At 37.5% G+C, this 16,231-nt stretch carries 16 protein-coding genes; 8 read left to right on the forward strand and 8 right to left on the reverse strand.

Annotated elements, in window-relative coordinates:
• Complete coding sequence (locus ACTJKN_RS10600; protein WP_440824786.1) at positions 1 to 771, reverse strand: PASTA domain-containing protein; 771 nt, start codon at positions 769 to 771, stop codon at positions 1 to 3.
• A 187-nt stretch (positions 772 to 958) separates the two neighbouring features.
• On the opposite strand from ACTJKN_RS10600, the gene ACTJKN_RS10605 reads away from it, so the two are divergent.
• From ACTJKN_RS10605 to ACTJKN_RS10615, 3 genes are all read left to right on the forward strand, one after another.
• On the forward strand, positions 959 to 1,945 hold the full coding sequence (locus ACTJKN_RS10605; RefSeq protein WP_440824788.1) for a D-alanine--D-alanine ligase: 987 nt from the start codon (positions 959 to 961) through the stop codon (positions 1,943 to 1,945).
• Between the two features lie 214 nt (positions 1,946 to 2,159).
• Positions 2,160 to 2,744: a Crp/Fnr family transcriptional regulator gene (locus ACTJKN_RS10610; protein WP_440824790.1), complete on the forward strand. Its 585-nt coding sequence runs from the start codon at positions 2,160 to 2,162 to the stop codon at positions 2,742 to 2,744.
• Between the two features lie 154 nt (positions 2,745 to 2,898).
• The gene (locus ACTJKN_RS10615) at positions 2,899 to 3,291 is read left to right on the forward strand and encodes a DUF983 domain-containing protein (protein WP_440824792.1); all 393 of its coding nucleotides are present in this window, start codon (positions 2,899 to 2,901) and stop codon (positions 3,289 to 3,291) included.
• A 574-nt stretch (positions 3,292 to 3,865) separates the two neighbouring features.
• Here the strand turns inward: ACTJKN_RS10615 and ACTJKN_RS10620 are convergent.
• The 6 genes from ACTJKN_RS10620 to ACTJKN_RS10645 all read right to left on the reverse strand — a co-directional run bounded on the left by ACTJKN_RS10620 (position 3,866) and on the right by ACTJKN_RS10645 (position 10,088).
• On the reverse strand, positions 3,866 to 4,393 hold the full coding sequence (locus tag ACTJKN_RS10620) for a hypothetical protein (protein ID WP_440824794.1): 528 nt from the start codon (positions 4,391 to 4,393) through the stop codon (positions 3,866 to 3,868).
• A gap of 853 nt (positions 4,394 to 5,246) precedes the next feature.
• A complete protein-coding gene (locus ACTJKN_RS10625; protein WP_440824796.1) occupies positions 5,247 to 6,005 on the reverse strand; it encodes a copper homeostasis protein CutC in 759 nt (252 codons plus the stop codon).
• Positions 6,006 to 6,029: 24 nt separating this feature from the next.
• A complete protein-coding gene (locus tag ACTJKN_RS10630; protein ID WP_440824797.1) occupies positions 6,030 to 6,908 on the reverse strand; it encodes a YegJ family protein in 879 nt (292 codons plus the stop codon).
• Positions 6,909 to 6,951: 43 nt separating this feature from the next.
• Positions 6,952 to 7,986: a N(4)-(beta-N-acetylglucosaminyl)-L-asparaginase gene (locus ACTJKN_RS10635; RefSeq protein WP_440824799.1), complete on the reverse strand. Its 1,035-nt coding sequence runs from the start codon at positions 7,984 to 7,986 to the stop codon at positions 6,952 to 6,954.
• 132 nt (positions 7,987 to 8,118) lie between these two features.
• Positions 8,119 to 8,922, reverse strand: coding sequence for an amidohydrolase (locus tag ACTJKN_RS10640; RefSeq protein ID WP_215127354.1), 804 nt, complete (start codon positions 8,920 to 8,922; stop codon positions 8,119 to 8,121).
• 20 nt (positions 8,923 to 8,942) lie between these two features.
• A complete protein-coding gene (locus tag ACTJKN_RS10645) occupies positions 8,943 to 10,088 on the reverse strand; it encodes a methionine aminotransferase (protein ID WP_440824801.1) in 1,146 nt (381 codons plus the stop codon).
• A 282-nt stretch (positions 10,089 to 10,370) separates the two neighbouring features.
• Here ACTJKN_RS10645 and ACTJKN_RS10650 point away from each other — a divergent pair, with 282 nt between their 5' ends.
• Positions 10,371 to 11,903, forward strand: coding sequence for a DUF2271 domain-containing protein (locus tag ACTJKN_RS10650; protein WP_440824803.1), 1,533 nt, complete (start codon positions 10,371 to 10,373; stop codon positions 11,901 to 11,903).
• Positions 11,869 to 12,558, forward strand: coding sequence for a PepSY-associated TM helix domain-containing protein (locus tag ACTJKN_RS10655; RefSeq protein ID WP_440824805.1), 690 nt, complete (start codon positions 11,869 to 11,871; stop codon positions 12,556 to 12,558). The genes ACTJKN_RS10650 and ACTJKN_RS10655 overlap by 35 nt, the downstream gene beginning before the upstream one ends.
• A 70-nt stretch (positions 12,559 to 12,628) precedes the next feature.
• On the opposite strand, the gene ACTJKN_RS10660 is transcribed toward ACTJKN_RS10655, so the two are convergent.
• Positions 12,629 to 13,855 carry a multidrug effflux MFS transporter gene (locus ACTJKN_RS10660; protein WP_440824808.1) on the reverse strand — a complete coding sequence of 409 codons (1,227 nt, stop codon included), beginning with the start codon at positions 13,853 to 13,855 and terminating at the stop codon, positions 12,629 to 12,631.
• A gap of 201 nt (positions 13,856 to 14,056) precedes the next feature.
• Between ACTJKN_RS10660 and ACTJKN_RS10665 the strand changes: the two genes are divergently transcribed.
• The 3 genes from ACTJKN_RS10665 (at position 14,057) to ACTJKN_RS10675 (ending at position 16,230) form a co-directional block, all read left to right on the forward strand.
• Positions 14,057 to 14,827, forward strand: a complete 771-nt coding sequence (locus ACTJKN_RS10665; protein WP_440824810.1) for a queuosine precursor transporter — start codon at positions 14,057 to 14,059, stop codon at positions 14,825 to 14,827.
• Positions 14,828 to 14,866: 39 nt separating this feature from the next.
• Complete coding sequence (locus ACTJKN_RS10670; RefSeq protein ID WP_440824812.1) at positions 14,867 to 15,316, forward strand: hypothetical protein; 450 nt, start codon at positions 14,867 to 14,869, stop codon at positions 15,314 to 15,316.
• A 113-nt stretch (positions 15,317 to 15,429) separates the two neighbouring features.
• Positions 15,430 to 16,230 carry a type II toxin-antitoxin system antitoxin SocA domain-containing protein gene (locus tag ACTJKN_RS10675; protein WP_440824814.1) on the forward strand — a complete coding sequence of 267 codons (801 nt, stop codon included), beginning with the start codon at positions 15,430 to 15,432 and terminating at the stop codon, positions 16,228 to 16,230.
• Position 16,231 lies beyond the last annotated feature (1 nt).

The raw sequence follows: 16,231 nt of genomic DNA on the forward strand, positions 1-16,231 counted from the left end.
TTATTGTTGTTTGTTAGATAGGGTAATGTTAATCTTTGTGCCTATAGCCACTTTGGTTAACGAATCAACCAACATAGGATCTTGTTTAGTAATAATAGCAGCAGCACTATCGGTAATCGGACCATCGTAAATAATGGTACCTAAACTCAGGTTCGAACCTCTTAGGCTAAATTTGGCTTCATCCATCGTTAATCCCATGAGTTGTGGAATATCCACTTCTTCGTTCCCACGTCCATCGCCCAATACCAGGTTAATTCTCGAGCCAACAGGCACAATCTGTCCGACTGTTATTGGCTGACCGCCAAAAGAAGCTTCTAAAACCACATCTCGGCTTACATCTGGCTTATAGGTGGTATCTCCGAGTTTTAATCTCGAACTTTCTATAATGGCCTGTGCTTCTCTTAAGGTCTTAAACGCTATATCAGGGAATTTTGTATTTGGTGTTTTACCGGCGTTAATAGTTAAATAAATGGTACGGTTATCTTTAACAAAAGTATTTGGATCAGGATCCTGATCAATTACAATTCCGGCAGGTTGATCCATAATAAAAACAGAATCTACTTCATATTTTAGTCCGGCATCTTCGAGTTTCTTAACTGCCTGCTCAAAAGATAAGCCTTTTACCATAGGCACATTTAGGCCCTGTCCGTGTTTGGTGTAATACCTTAAACTAAAAAAAGCGACCAGTAGGAGCACAATAACGGTTACTATTGCAGCTAAAATATTGTTTCTAAACGATTTGGTTTTTAAATAATCTATAAATTTAGACATGAATCTTAATTTGGGTTATGCGTACAAGCTCAAATGTAACTATTTTAATGATTGATTGAATTATAGAATCCATTTCCTCATTCAATCATTCAATAATTCTCTTCTCCAATATTACTAAAGCACAAAGATATTTATATTTTTGAGGATATATTTATATTCAATTTCTATTTATAAAAGGATTTTTAACATGAAGAAAACTATAGCATTGTTAACAGGCGGTACCACAGGCGAATGGGTTGTTTCGGTGAAAAGCGCAGCCACTATTGCTCAAAATATCGACCCTGATTTATATGATGTGTATAAGATTATGCTGAACGAAAAAGGCTGGTTTTATGAGCCTGCTGATTCTGTTAAAATTGAAATTGATAAAAATGATTTTTCGTTAACACTTGAAGGAAGAAAAATTAAGTTCGACGGCGTTTTTATTGCTATTCATGGTTCGCCTGGTGAGGATGGAAAATTACAGGGCTATTTTGATATGTTAGGTATCCGGTACACTGCCTGCGATGCACTAACTTCATCAATTACAATGAATAAAGGTTATACCAAAGCGGTTGTAGCAGGCATTGATAACCTGTACACCGCAAAATCTGTTCAGATATTTAAAGGTGGCAACTATAGTTTAAATCAAATTAAGCAAGATCTAAGATTGCCTTATTTTGTTAAACCAAATAGCGGGGGTAGTAGCATTGGCATGAGTAAGGTAAAACATACTGATGATCTCGAAGAAGCCATTGAAAAGGCATTTAAGGAAGATACCCAGATTTTAATCGAGGAGTTTGTGAGCGGCAGGGAGTTTTCGATCGGCGTTTTTGGCGCTGAGGGAAAGATTATTGTTTTGCCAACTACAGAAGTTATCCCGGCAAATGAATTTTTTGATTTCGAAGCCAAATATACTCCAGGCGCAACTGAAGAAATTACACCAGGCAGAATGAATGAAGAAGAGGTGAGCCGCGTACAACAGGTGGTAAAGGATATATATAAGAAACTAAATTGTAGGGGAGTGGTACGTGTCGATTATTTCCTGGAAGAAGGAACCGGTAAGTTTTATTTTATCGAAATCAATACCATTCCCGGGCAAACAGCAACCAGCTTTATCCCACAACAGGTAGCGGCAATGGGTATTACGTTGAAAGCGTTTTATACCCGTTTAATGAAAGAAACATTAGGATAGTTTTCGTGAACTTTGTCATTCTGAATGCAATGAAGAATCTTTAAGATATTAGCATGCTTTTATGATCTATTGGATTTGTTAGCGAGGTAGTTTTAGGTTAGGTGTTTCATTGCTAGGGATTCTTCACTTCGTTCAGAATGACAAATGACAATTATATCGAAAATGATCTTTAAGATCTTTTATAGACCTACTCCAGTACTTATTGGCCTAAATTATGATGAACTTCCAGAAACTGATTGATAAAGGTTTAAAACTTAAAAGCTATCCAAAAGATTCGGTTGTTTATGAGCCCGGTATGCATCCGCGCTATGTTTATTTTATCAAATCAGGGGAGGTAAGAATGGTTACGGTTAGCGATGATGGAAAGGAATTTATTCAAGGGGTTTTTAAAACGGGACAGCATTTTGGCGAGCCTGCATTATTAATCGACCGGCCTTATTTAGCTTATACGATCACCAATAAAGATTCGCAGATTATTGCTGTAAACAAAGAAGATTTCTTTGGTTTGATTAAAAACGAACCTGATTTTAGTATGGATCTGATCCGCACGCTAAGTAGCCGCCTTTTTTATAAATCAATGATGCTGGAAGAACTGGCAAGCGAAAAAGCAGAGCATCGATTGTTAACGATTATCAATTACCTCCTTAACGATATTGCTGTAGGTGAACATTTAAAGGTAACGCGGCAAGAATTAGCAGATATGACTGGTTTAAGGGTAGAAACAGTTATTCGGGGAACTAAAATACTGGCCGAAAAAGGCCTGATTAAAACCATTAAAGGGAAAATAGTAAAGTTTTAGCCTTTTTATTGGGAATCAATAAATAAATGTGCAATGACCAGTGACCAATGAACAAATGACTAATGAACCAATATCCTAAACCCTCAAACATGATGTAGATCATAAATTAGTATTTAATTTTGGACTTATCTTTGTGGTATTAAATTATAAGATTATGGCTGAGTTATCCAAATTTCAAGCTTTTGTACAGTGTAAATGCCCGCGTTGCCGCAAAGGAGATATCTTTACGGTGAGCGCTTATTCTTTCAGATTACAAAAAACGAATATTAACTGTCCGCATTGCAACTTAAAGTTTGAGCGCGAACCGGGATTTTTCTATGTAGCGATGTTTGTAAGTTATGCCATGAACGTTGCAGAAATCATTACCATTGGTGTAGCATCGTATGTTTTAGGTTTGCCTTTAATTTATGAAAACCTGTGGTATTATGTAGGTTTAATTTTAACGGGTGTTTTATTGTTATCTCCAATTAATTACCGCTATTCGAGGGTTATTTTGCTTCATTACCTTACGCCAGGTTTGCATTATGTTCCTGGAAGTGGAGATTAATAAGCTATAGAGAAAAAGCGGTGGTATCATAAAAGTAATTTTTCTTCAGGTTGTCTTATGTTGAGCTTCCCGATGAATTGGGCAAGTAGTCGAAACACGCTGCCAAGGCTATTTAATCTAGTCTTTCGACTGGCTACCATTGACAGATTCCAAAAAGGCCGTCATTGCGAGGAGGAACGACGAAGCAATCTTTCATGCTAGTGATCCTGCCATAAAGATTGCTTCGTCGGCTGAAAGAGCCTTCTCGCAATGACGATGCCCCGAGGTATTCATTCTCTTAAAACCATGTCAATTATATTGATTCTTATGCAATAAATTATCCTACCATTAACAGGTCCAAAAGAATGGTCGTCATCTCGACTGTAGCGCAGTCCCGAAATTTCGGGAGAGAGATCTTTGTACCAAGTTATTGAAATCAAATTTAAAAGATTTCTCCTCCGAAGGGGTTCCTTTGGAACACTGCGGTCGAAATGACGATATTATTTCTCTTAATTCATGCCATTTATATTGATTTTTATAGAATAAATTATCCCTCGGGATGACAATCTATATTTATGATACACCTTCTTTTAAACTATTTCTTCATTCGATGCTGAACATATTCAGACAGTCTCACCACCTTTCCGTTTTTCAATTTAATATCATTAAATAAAGCCACTGTATCGGTTTTACCTTCTTTTGTTGTAGATACCTGGTTGTACCACAGGCTCACCCATTCTTCACTTTTATCTTTGTTCACAACCGATTCCATGTCTTGCATGTCTATTTTAAAAGCCTTCATTTTGTCGAATTCGCCCTGTAATTCTTTCAGGAGCTCGGTTTTTGTCCCTTTAAATTTGTAACCATCCAGGTCTAAGGCCACACGGTCAGCAAGCACCTTGCTCATACTGGCTGTATCTAGATTTTCGAATGTTTTAATAAGTGTCATTGCAGTTACCGCATTTTTGGAATCGGGGTTCATTTCCCAGTTTTGTACTTGTTTAATGGTATACGGATACTTTGTACTATCTGCAACTGCTGCCATATCCGTAGTTTTAGCTTCCTTATTTTGACATGCTGCAAAAATTAAGGAAGCCATGATCAAGGATGATAATTTCTTCATGATAATTAGTTTATTGGTTTGATTAAATATAACTAATTACTTGAATATTAATTGAATGTATACAGTTTTTGTTCCTGGGTTTACATACTGAAATAGACTGGTTAAATAAATTAACTTACAGCACGTTTTCGTTTTATTAAGCCTATTACAAGATTTACAATCGGTAATAGTTGAACAAGCAGAAATCCCAATAGCAATGCAGCGGTGCTGTTCTTGAATCCTTGTGAGTAATCTGTCGAGTCTGCGCTGGTAAGCTCGACTAGGGTAAGTGACCTTTTGAAACTATAGGTGGAATAACAAGCAAGGAAAAAGAATAAAATAGATGACAATATGTGAACCCAACTCAAAGTATTGGATGCTAAAAATGATTTTAACAATTTGTAGAATAACGCAAAAACGAATAAAAATATAGCAAACCACCTGATGAGTGGAATATTACCGACCATAAAATAAGTGTCGTGTATATTGAAATCCAGACTATATGCCGGCGCCAATAACGAAGTTGCCAAAAGAAGTGTAGCAATTAGAACGAGGAAGTTATAGGGTTTGAAAATTATTTTCATTTTGTTAGCGCATTAATTTAAAGTTGTGTTTATCGTCCTCGTTTGCAACGAGGATGATTTTAAGGTAATTAAATCATTTAATTGATAAATATAAGCCTTAATTTTGACCAGCTAATACACTTTAGTGCGTCTTAACTTATGTTTTCTTAAATTTCTTATATGTTGAAAACTACATTATGCTGATTGTCGACACTTTAACTAAGATGCTAACTATTTACCAGATAAGAAATATAAGAGCATTCAAGCTCATTTTGATTAAGAGTTTGCCGGTAATATAAATTTCGGCAAACTTAAATAACAGCCTTATTTATACCATCAACCAAAGCCTTCACTTTTATTTCTGAGGTGAGTTCGTATCGATATTCGTCCTCAATACTGCCCATCTTGGTTTCCGTATTTCTGAATTCCATTTTACTTGGCACAAATTCCTTTGCTGAAGCATGAAATTGCCTGGCACCTGTTTGATCAATAAGATTTTTGATGTTGTTTTCATTTATACCGGCGCCAGGCATGATGGTAATCCTGCCATTGGCCTTTTTTACAAGCTGTGCCAGTTTTTCGGCTCCCTGAATTGCAGAAGAAGCACCTCCGGAGGTAAGCACCCTTTTTATGTTGAGCGCAATTAAATCTTCCAATGCCTGATCCATATCGTTGCTCATATCAAATGCCCTGTGGAAAGCTACCTCGATAGGTTTTGCCAGTTCAATCAGTTCAGCGCACCTTTCTTTATCGATAGTTCCATCTGCCTTAAGTATTCCGGTAACTATACCATCACAATTTAATGATCTGCAGATTTTTATATCTTCTTTCATTAACTCAAACTCGATTTCGGAATACAAAAAATCACCTCCGCGCGGGCGGATAATTGGCCAAACTTCGATGGATAGGTTTTTCTTAGCCAAGGCAATTTGAGCATAACTTGGTGTAGTACCACCTTCGGCCAGGTTATCGCAAAGCTCCACTCTTTTCGCTCCGCCATTTTGCGCAGCCAATGCCGATTGATAAGAATTAGCACATACTTCCAAGCAACCAATTGCCACTTCACTCATTATATTAGATTAAATTAATTTATATTATTCCTGTGGTCCTGCCGGTCCTAAAACCACCCATCCCTTTGGCGATTTGTAGGTATTAAGTAATTGCACTGATTTTCCACCATCTGGATACCAGCATACCTCTGTAATTACCCAGTGGGTTTCGTCAACTTTTTTACGTTCCGGAAAAGCATTCTGGATAGTGGAAAAATCAGGAAAACCATGTTCTTCTATATTATTGATGAAAGATAGCTTAAGCACTTCGGCTGTTTCGTTGATAATATCCTGATCAATTTCCATTTTCATCACAGAGAGTAAGGATTTAGCTTCTTCAAAAAAATCTTTACAGGCTATGGCGGCATCAATATCTTTATTGTTGTAGGCTTTTTCTATCGCCAGAATCGCACCTTCTGGTGTTTCGAGATTGGCTTTAAAATGATCAACGCCCTCATCAATATATAAACCTATGCTGTTATCAAATGCTGCTTTCTCTTTTTCTGCAACGCCATCCCTAATGGCGCGTATGGTATAACCGCCAATTAACCGGCCGTTTTCAATAATCATCCAATCCGAGATTAAATCGCGCTTTATGCCGATTTTTTGATTAAATTTTACGGAACGAATATTTACCGGTTCGTTTCCGACGGTACCAAATAAATTCCCTTCATCATCAAAATGTGGATCTGTTAACCAAATATGTTCGCCTTCATCACCATCGGTAATGAGTACTTTAATCGAAAAATAGTTCTGATAAGGTTGCTGGTTTTTTAAACTTTCTTCGAAATACCAAAGGGTTAAATTGGCTTTTTCGATCGCCCAGTTCATGCGTTCATCTTCGCTCGGCACATAAACCATGTCTGGCTCACCTTCGCGCTCGGCAACATTTTTCTTTCCGAAAATCTTAGATAATAATCCCATTTACCGTTTCATTTTTGTTAATCGTTTGGGAAAATTCAACATATTAATAATAACTTTTTCCTTTGATTAAAAGGTCTTGTTTTTCTGCATTGCAAACGGCATAACTAAAACCCTTCTGAATGGCATAAGCACCATACTCGCCTTTTTTGTTGATGGCTAAAAAACCTACCTGTATGTTCTTAGCAGTTTCGGGCTTCTTTTTAATGATCCGCATTACCGCTTCTTTACAGGCGGCTTCGGGGCTATAACCCTGACGCATTAATTCTACTACCAAAAAAGATCCAACGTTTCTGACTACCTCTTCACCTACACCTGTTGAAGTTGCACCACCAACTTCATTGTCTACATAAAGGCCAGCGCCAATAATCGGGCTATCACCAATCCTTCCATGTAATTTATAGGCCATGCCACTGGTTGTACATGCACCAGATATGTTTCCTTTAGCATCAATAGCGAGCATACCAATCGTATCGTGGTTATATTGGTTTCCAGGAAGTTTTTGTGGCGCAGCTTTCTGGTAAAGCTTATTTTCGACGTTCATAACAGGAGCATATTTCGCCGTTTTTAACCATTCTTTCCAGGCTTTTTCGCTTGCGGGCGTAAGTAAATTTTCTTTTTTGAACCCCTGCTCCAAAGCAAACTGCAAGGCCCCATCACCGGCCAACATCACATGCGGTGTTTTTTCCATTACTTTACGTGCAACCGAAATAGGGTGTTTAATATGTTCGAGCGCTAAAACGGCACCACAGTTACCAAGTTCGTCCATAATACAGGCATCGAGGGTAACATGTCCATCGCGATCTGGCAAACCACCATATCCAACAGATTGGTTATTCTCATCAGCTTCCGGCACCCAAACGCCTTGTTCTACAGCATCTAAGGCACGCCCACCGGTTGATAAAACCTTCCATGCATCAGCATTTGCCGCAATTCCAAAGTCCCAGGTGGAAATTACAATCGGGAAATTTTCTGCTTTTGTTTCCTCATGTGGAATTACATGAGCAATACTACTTTTATCAATGGCCAGCAATCCAGCCGATAGGGCAGATGCTTTTATAAATTTGCGGCGGTTAAACATGTGTGTGGTTAGTGTTTGTGATAGTTAATTGATGGATCGACCACTATTTTCAATTGTTACATTGTTCTGATTGGTAAATTGTTGAACCGATCGCTCAAGTTTGATTGTTGTAATTTGATTATTGGTTATAATTTAACTAATAGTAAACCGATCTGCATCCTTTAAAAATGGAAATTGTCTTCTGATTTTAACCAGTTCTTCGTAATTGATACTAAATGTATATAAATCTTCGTCTTCAGGTTTATAATAAACGGTATTACCGTAAGGGTCTAAGCACATGGATAATCCGCTGTGGTAAATCTGATTCCCATCATGTCCAACGCGGTTTACGGCAATAACATAACTCTGGTTTTCTATTGCCCTGGCCGGAATTAATGCTTTCCAATGTGCCGATCGTTTATCTGGCCAATTGGCAACTAAAAGTAAGATATCGTATTCCTGGTCTACATTGCGCAACCAAACCGGAAAACGCAAATCGTAACAAATGGCCAATCTGATTTTCCAGCCTTTAAGTTCGACAATAAGTTTTTCTTTACCTGGACTAAAGTGGTGATCTTCATCACCCATGCCAAACAAATGGCGTTTATCGTAATGCTGGTTTTTGCCATCTGGCTCCATCCAGATTAAACGGTTAAAATATTGATTGTTTTCTTTTATAATGATGCTCCCTGTAACAACGCAGTTGTACTGGTGTGCCATTTTTTGCATCCACTGCATCGTTTTTCCACCCATTTCTTCGGCTAAGGCTTCAGAGTTCATGCTAAAACCTGTGTTAAACATTTCGGGTAAAATAATAATATCGGTTTTCTCCCTTACACCCATCGATAATCTAAGTGCCAGATTCAAAAGGTTTTTCTCAATGTTTTCCCAAAAAAGATAGGCCTGAAAGACAGTTACTTTCAGATTTTCTATTTGAGTGTAAACAGGTGCTTCCATTTTATATAGGTTTAGTCTGGTTAAACGTTTTTTAATTTCTCAGCCGCTAAGGCAAGTGTAGCGTTTTCTTTAGCAAAGCAGAACCTGATAATTTTATGATCGGTAGCTTTTTGGTAAAATGCAGAAACCGGAATGGTTGCCACGCCAAATTCCCTGATCAGCCTCATGCTAAAATCGGTGTCTTTTTCATCGCTGATACTGCTGTAGCTTGCGCATTGGAAATATGAGCCGTTGCAAGGTAAAAGCTTAAAACGGCTTTCGGCCAAAAGGTCTCTAAAATAATCTCTTTTCTGTTGAAAGAATGTGCCTATTTCAGTATAATTTTTAGGTTCTTTGATATAATCGGCAATGGCTTGCTGCATGGGACTATTAACGCTAAAAACATTAAATTGGTGTACCTTCCTAAATTCTTTGGTTAGTTTCTCCGGTGCCAAACAGTAACCCAGTTTCCAGCCAGTAGCATGTAAGAGCTTACCAAAAGAGGCTACAATAAAACTTCTTTGCTTTAATTCAGGATAAAGCATTACACTTTGATGTTTTTGTTCATCGTAAATTAAATGTTCATAAACCTCGTCGCTCAAGATTAAAATGTCGGTACCCGTGATCAATTTTATAAGCGATTTCATATCATCTGAGGATAAAATACTACCCGTTGGGTTTTGTGGTGTATTTAAGATGATCATTCTGGTTTTGGCCGTAAACAATTTTTTGACCATATCCCAGTCAATGGCATAACTCGGCGGAGCAAGCTCGTAGGTTTTAACCAGGCCTCCCAAAAGTTTAATGGTAGGTGCGTAACTATCGTAAGCTGGTTCAAAAATGATAACTTCATCACCAGCATTGATAATGGCGGCTAATGCAGTAAAAATAGCTTGTGTTCCACCTGCTGTAACCGTAATTTCTGTTTCAGGATTATATTTTATGTTATATAGTTTTTCTACTTTTTCTGCTATGGTTTCTTTTAAAAAAGTAGAACCAGGCATTGGTGCATATTGATTAAAACCATCTTGCATGGCTTTATTTACCAATTCAACTAGTTTGGGATCGCAGGCATAGTCAGGAAATCCCTGAGAAAGATTAATGGCATTATGTTCAGCGGCAAGTTTACTCATCACCGAAAAAATGGTGGTACTTACACCAGGAAGTTTAGATTGTATATTAAGCATCTTATAAGCGAAAATAGGGAAAAAAAAGCTTAAAGCGTAAAAACCCTTGCCAAGAGCCCAGCTACTGGGTTGTGCAATTACAATTGTGCATAAAGAAAAACTTTTTAAGAATCATTAAAACCTCACCTTAAATTAAAATCAATAAACAGCGCATTAAACAGGTGGCTATGAGTGAATTTTAGATCGACAAATTTGTATTATTTCAAATATATTTCCCCTTATTTAAAATTATTCCAGATAAAGCCCTTTCTTTGCAATTAAAATCTCAATTATCGATTAAATATGAAGTTTAAACACTTAACCGTTGCCTTTTTACTGGTAATGAGTGCATCTGCATTTGTTAGCCCAAAAAAAGCTTTAAGAACATTTGTTTCCAACTACGAAAATGTATTGGGCACATCCTTAGAATTAAAATTTAAAACAACCAGTCAGGCCGACGCAGATTTAGCTGAAACGCGCGCATTAAATGAAATAGATAGGCTTGATAATATTTTAAGTGCTTATAAAGCCAATAGCGAGTTTAGTAAATGGATGAGCAATGGTAAACAAACCACCAAAGTTTCAGCAGATTTGTTTGAAGTCTTAAAGCAATTTGAGAATTATAAAGTATTAACAAATGGCGCGCTTGATGCATCAGCTAAAGTAATAGGTGATGTTTGGAAAAAAGCAGCTGCCGAAGATCGTTTACCATCTGCTGAAGCGTTAGCGAATGCAGTTACTTTGGTTAAACAAAAACACTACATGTTAAACGAACGGGATAAAACGGTTACCCGTTTAGATGATGCACCATTGGCATTAAATTCTTTTGCAAAAAGTTATATCATTAATAAAGCTGCTGAGAAAGCGCTTCAAAGCCCGGGAATTGAAAACGTGGTGGTGAATATTGGTGGCGATATGGTAATTAAAGGAAACCAGCCAGAAAGTATCGAAATTGCAAATCCTAAAGCTGACGCCGAGAACAATGCCGCTATAACAACAATCAAAGTGTCGAATATGGCTGTGGCAACCAGTGGTAATTACCGCAGGGGTTTTAATGTAAATGGAAAATGGTATTCGCATATTGTTGATCCACGTACTGGAAAGCCTGCTTCAGAGATAATCAGTGCAACGGTTATTGGTCCCGATGCGAGTGAAGCAGGTGCCTTAGCTACTTCTTTTAATGTACTTTCTATTACTGAGATTGAGGCATTAACTGCGACTAGAAATGACATTGCCTACTTGTTAATCACTAAAGATGGCAAAGAAATTAGAAGCAAAGAATGGGCTAATCACGAGCTTGCTTTAAATAAGCCAGCTACTGTTTTGGAAAAAGCAAGCAAAGCGGATAAACTTTGGAATACTAAATATGAATTAGTGGTAAACTTAGAAATTGCCAATATAGAATCTACAGATGGTAAACGTGTCCGTCGTCCGTTTGTGGCAATATGGATTGAAGATGCCGCTAAAACACCTGTACGCAACCTGGCTATTTGGTATAACAAACCACGTTGGTTGCCAGATTTAAAATCGTGGAGCCGTGCCAATGGTGATGAGTTTAAAAAAGGAGCAGAGGGAAAACTGAGTTCAACAAGCTCTGCAACACGTGGCCCAGGTAAATACAGCTTATCATGGGATGGAAAAGACGATAGTGGTAAATTGGTTAAAGCAGGTAATTACACCGTTTTTATTGAAGTAGCCCGCGAGCATGGAACTTATCAGGTAATTGCTAAGGAAATGAAATTTACCGGCTCTGCAAAAAAGATAGAATTAACGCCAAATACAGAACTAACATCAGCATCTCTTGACTACAGAAAAATCGGAACCGCAAAAAAATAAGATAACGGCTGCACCTAGCGGCATAGGAAAAAAGCAGGTTAAAAAAGATAACGGAAAAGGTAAGGGTAAAAAGCGTTTAGCCGGTTTATCACGTTGGCTGCATATTTATTTATCAATGGTAAGTTTTACGATTCTGCTGTTCTTTGCAGTATCGGGTTTAACTTTAAATCATGCCGATTGGTTTACTTCCGGTAAGGAAGTGGTTGCTAAAGATTCTGGGTCAGTAGACTTAAAATGGGTAAACCAACCGGATACGAATAAGATCAATAAGTTACAAATTGTTGAGTTTTTTAGGGGTAAACATGAGGTTAAAGGCGCATTGAGCGATTTTAGGATGGATGACAGGGAGCTGAGTTTAACCTTTAATGGCCCCGGCTATCTTGCCGATTCTTTTATAGACCGCGAAACTGGTAAATATGAATTAACCATAACCAGATTTGGCGCTGTGGCTGTGATTAACGATTTGCACAAAGGAAGAGATTCTGGTAAGGCCTGGTCGTGGATTATCGATATCTCTGCCGTGCTGATGACGTTGGTGTCTATGTCAGGAATTATCTTAATCTGTTTTATCAAAAAGAAGCGACTAAGCGGCTTTATCATCGCAACAGTGGGTACAATTGTTTGCTATTTGATTTACAAGTTATTTGTACCATAAGTTACCCACAAAGACACTGAGGGCATTGAGATTTATCTCTTTGTGTTCTTAGTGTCTTTGTGGTAAAATATTAATGCGCTGCAACAGCAGCATCAGACGATGCCTCCACTTCGGTGGTGATAAACCTCCTGCCGATTAGTAAACAGCCTAAAGCAATAAACGCAGCTGCTGTCATTACCAAAGGCATAGGCACAACCGAGTGTTCGCTAAATAAACTTACCATTACCGAGGCCAGTGCACCTAACCCCATTTGCAAAGCACCCATTAAGGCCGATGCACTACCCGCATTTTTGGTAAACGGAGCGAGCGACAAGGCAGCCGCATTTGGATTAATTAAACCCAAGCAGGCCAAAAATAAGGCGATAAAGCCTATGGTAGAATATAAATTTAACCAGTTATTTAAGGCGAAAACTAAAAAGATTAGACTAAAAATACATTGGGCAATAAGTGCATAGGTTACAATATTTTTGCTGGTAAACCATTTTAATATCAGGCTATTTACCTGGCTTGAGCCAATAAAAGATACCGATAGGAGTGCGAAGATCCAGCCGTAGCCTGTTTTACTTACCTCATAAATCTTCATAAATACCTGAGGCGACGAAGATACATAAGCGAATAATCCTGAAAAGGTAATTGAACTAATCAATGCATAAGTATAAAATTGAGGTTCTTTTAAAACGGTTAAGAAATTGGTTAAAATCGGCTTTGGTTTTAAAGAGTAATTTGGATCTGGTTTATAACTTTCCGGTAGCTTGAAAATTGAAGCCAGGAGCATTAAAACGGCCATCAATCCTAAAAACACAAACACATATTTCCAGCCCAGGGCCGAAATTAAATAGCCACCTGCAGTTGGGGCAAGCATAGGTGAAACCGCTATTACCAGCATTAAGGAAGCAAATACTTTCGGGCTTTCTTCTACCGAAAACAGATCCCGAACCATGGCAACTGAGGCAACCGCAGTGGCGCAGCTTCCAATGGCCTGCACAAAACGTAAAACAATTAGTTGGTTAACATCAGTTACAGCCAAACAAAGAAAAGAGGCCAGGATATAAAGTGCTAAACCAAAATATAACGGTTTCTTTCTCCCAAATTTATCCAGGAGTGGACCATACAATAACTGGCCGGCCGAAATCCCAATAAAAAAGCTTGATAATGATAGGGCTACCGTTGATTCGTTACTTCTCAAATCCTTTGCAATATCAACAAAACCAGGCAGGTACATGTCGATAGAGAAGGGGCCGAGTGCCGCCAATGAACCTAAAATGAGTATGAGATAAAAGTGTTGTTTTTTAGCCATGAAGATTACCAGGTTTTGATTCCGCAAAGATTGGGAGATTTAATTTGTTAACCTATTTTTACCGTCGAACGATTGTAAAAATCATATTTTTAGTGAAAACCAATTATACAATAGGGTGGATGCGTAATCTTTGTGTTATCTCTGTTAAAAATACGATGATTGCTATGCTAAATCTGCTATTTATTTCTAGATTTATAGTCTATGACTTTTAAGACAAAAGAAAGCCGTTTACTACTCATTCTGGGTAGCTTTTTTGTAGCAAACGCTATATTATCAGAGTTTATTGGAGTTAAATTGTTCAGTGTTGAAGAAACGCTGGGTTTTAAAAAGTTCGATATAAACTTACTGGGTGTTCCGCATTTATCTTTTGTAATGTCGGCGGGAGTATTAACCTGGCCCATTATTTTTATCATGACGGATATTATCAATGAATATTTTGGTGTTAAACAGGTTCGGTTTTTGTCTATTCTTACCTCCATATTAATTGCATTTGCCTTTCTTGTGGTTTGGGGATCGATGCATTTAACTGCTGCTGATTTCTGGGTGCATCAAAATATAAACGGGGAAGACCTCAATATGAATAATGCATTTGCAGGGATATTCGGGCAAGGGATGTGGATTATTGTAGGATCGATTACGGCCTTTATTATCGGGCAAATGGTTGATGTATTGATATTCCATAAAATAAAAAGAATAACAGGGGAGCGGGCACTTTGGTTACGCGCTACTGGTTCTACACTGGTTTCTCAGTTTATTGATAGTTTTGTGGTCATTTTTATCGCATTTTATATAAATCCTCAATACCATTACAGCTGGCAACAGGTTTTTGCTATTGGTTTAGTAGGATATACCTATAAATTCGTTGTGGCCATTTTAATGACCCCGATTTTATATATCGTACACGCCATAATTGATGGTTACTTAGGAAAAGACCTCGCACATAAGCTGATCAAAATGGCAGGAAGGGGATAAATACTTAAGAACTTAATAACCAAATTAATACATACCATTATGAGAAACATTTTAATGCTATTGGCAGTACTTTCATTATTTTCTTGTGTTAACAAAGATGCAAGCAAAAAAGGTTCAGACCTTGATATTCAGGGTACCTGGCAGTTATTATCAGCTACAACAATCGAAAATGGAACAAGCCAAACAACGGATTATTCTGGCGAGCTGAAAATGATCAAGATATTTAATAACACTCATTTTGCATTTTTAAAACATAGCCTTAATCCTAAAGATACCAGTAGTTTTGATGCTGGCGGAGGAAGCTTTGTATTAGATAAAGATGATTATACCGAGCATTTAGAATACTATAAAAACAAAGATTGGGAAGGGAAGACTTTTAAGTTTAAACTCGCTATCCATAAAGATACTTTGATTCAGAAAGGTATTGAGAAGGTAGAAAAAGCAGGGGTAGACCGGGTGATCATCGAAAAATACATTAAGGTAAAGTAGTTAAGCTTATATAAATTTAAGACTCAACAACTGTCATGTATGTTTATTAAAGGGTTTGTTCTTAAATAGATCATGTTATTGTTTTGTTTTAAAACAAAACGTATCTTTGCTTTATGAGGTACGAACTATCTAAAAAGGAAATCGGTGAAAGAATAGCTAAACTACGTTTAAAAAAAAGTTTCTCTCAAGAAGATCTGGCAAAAAGCATTGCGATTTCAAGGCCTTCCCTGGCACAAATAGAGTTGGGAAACAGGAGTGTTAGCTTAAGCGAAATGCAAAAGCTATCTATAGCTCTGGGTTTTTCTCTGGATGATTTCATGACTAAAGATTTCCTGGCCAATCAAAGTTTAAAACTACCTGATGAAATAAACGATGAGGTTGTAGAGGAACGAATTTCTGTTCCAACCTTAAATATAAATAAGTTTAAAAACGTTTTGCTTTATATTTTAGAACGTTGTGCAGGTAAGCCTAATGTTGGCGAAACTGTACTGTATAAACTCCTTTATTTTTCTGATTTTAATTATTACGAATTATATGAAGAGCATTTAACAGGTGCGAAGTATAAAAAGTTGCCTTATGGCCCTGTCCCTCAAAAATTAGATGCTATTATCAATCAAATGATAGATGCAAATCAGCTTCAACGAATAAAAACAGAATTTAAAGGTTACCCACAAAAGCGCTATCTGCCACTTGAAAAAGCTAATTTAACCTTACTCAAGGCAAGTGAAAAAGATGTTATAGATAAAGTTATCGAACAAATGAGCGATTGGTCGGCTACGGCTATAAGCGATTATTCGCATAAGGATTTGCCTTGGGAAGTTACTGAAGAAGGCAAGGATATTAGTTATAATTTAGCTTTTTATCGGGAACTACCATATTCTGTTCGGGTTTATGATGAAGATGATAACGATTAGT

The organism is Pedobacter sp. 22163, from assembly GCF_052045595.1.
Classification (GTDB): domain Bacteria; phylum Bacteroidota; class Bacteroidia; order Sphingobacteriales; family Sphingobacteriaceae; genus Pedobacter.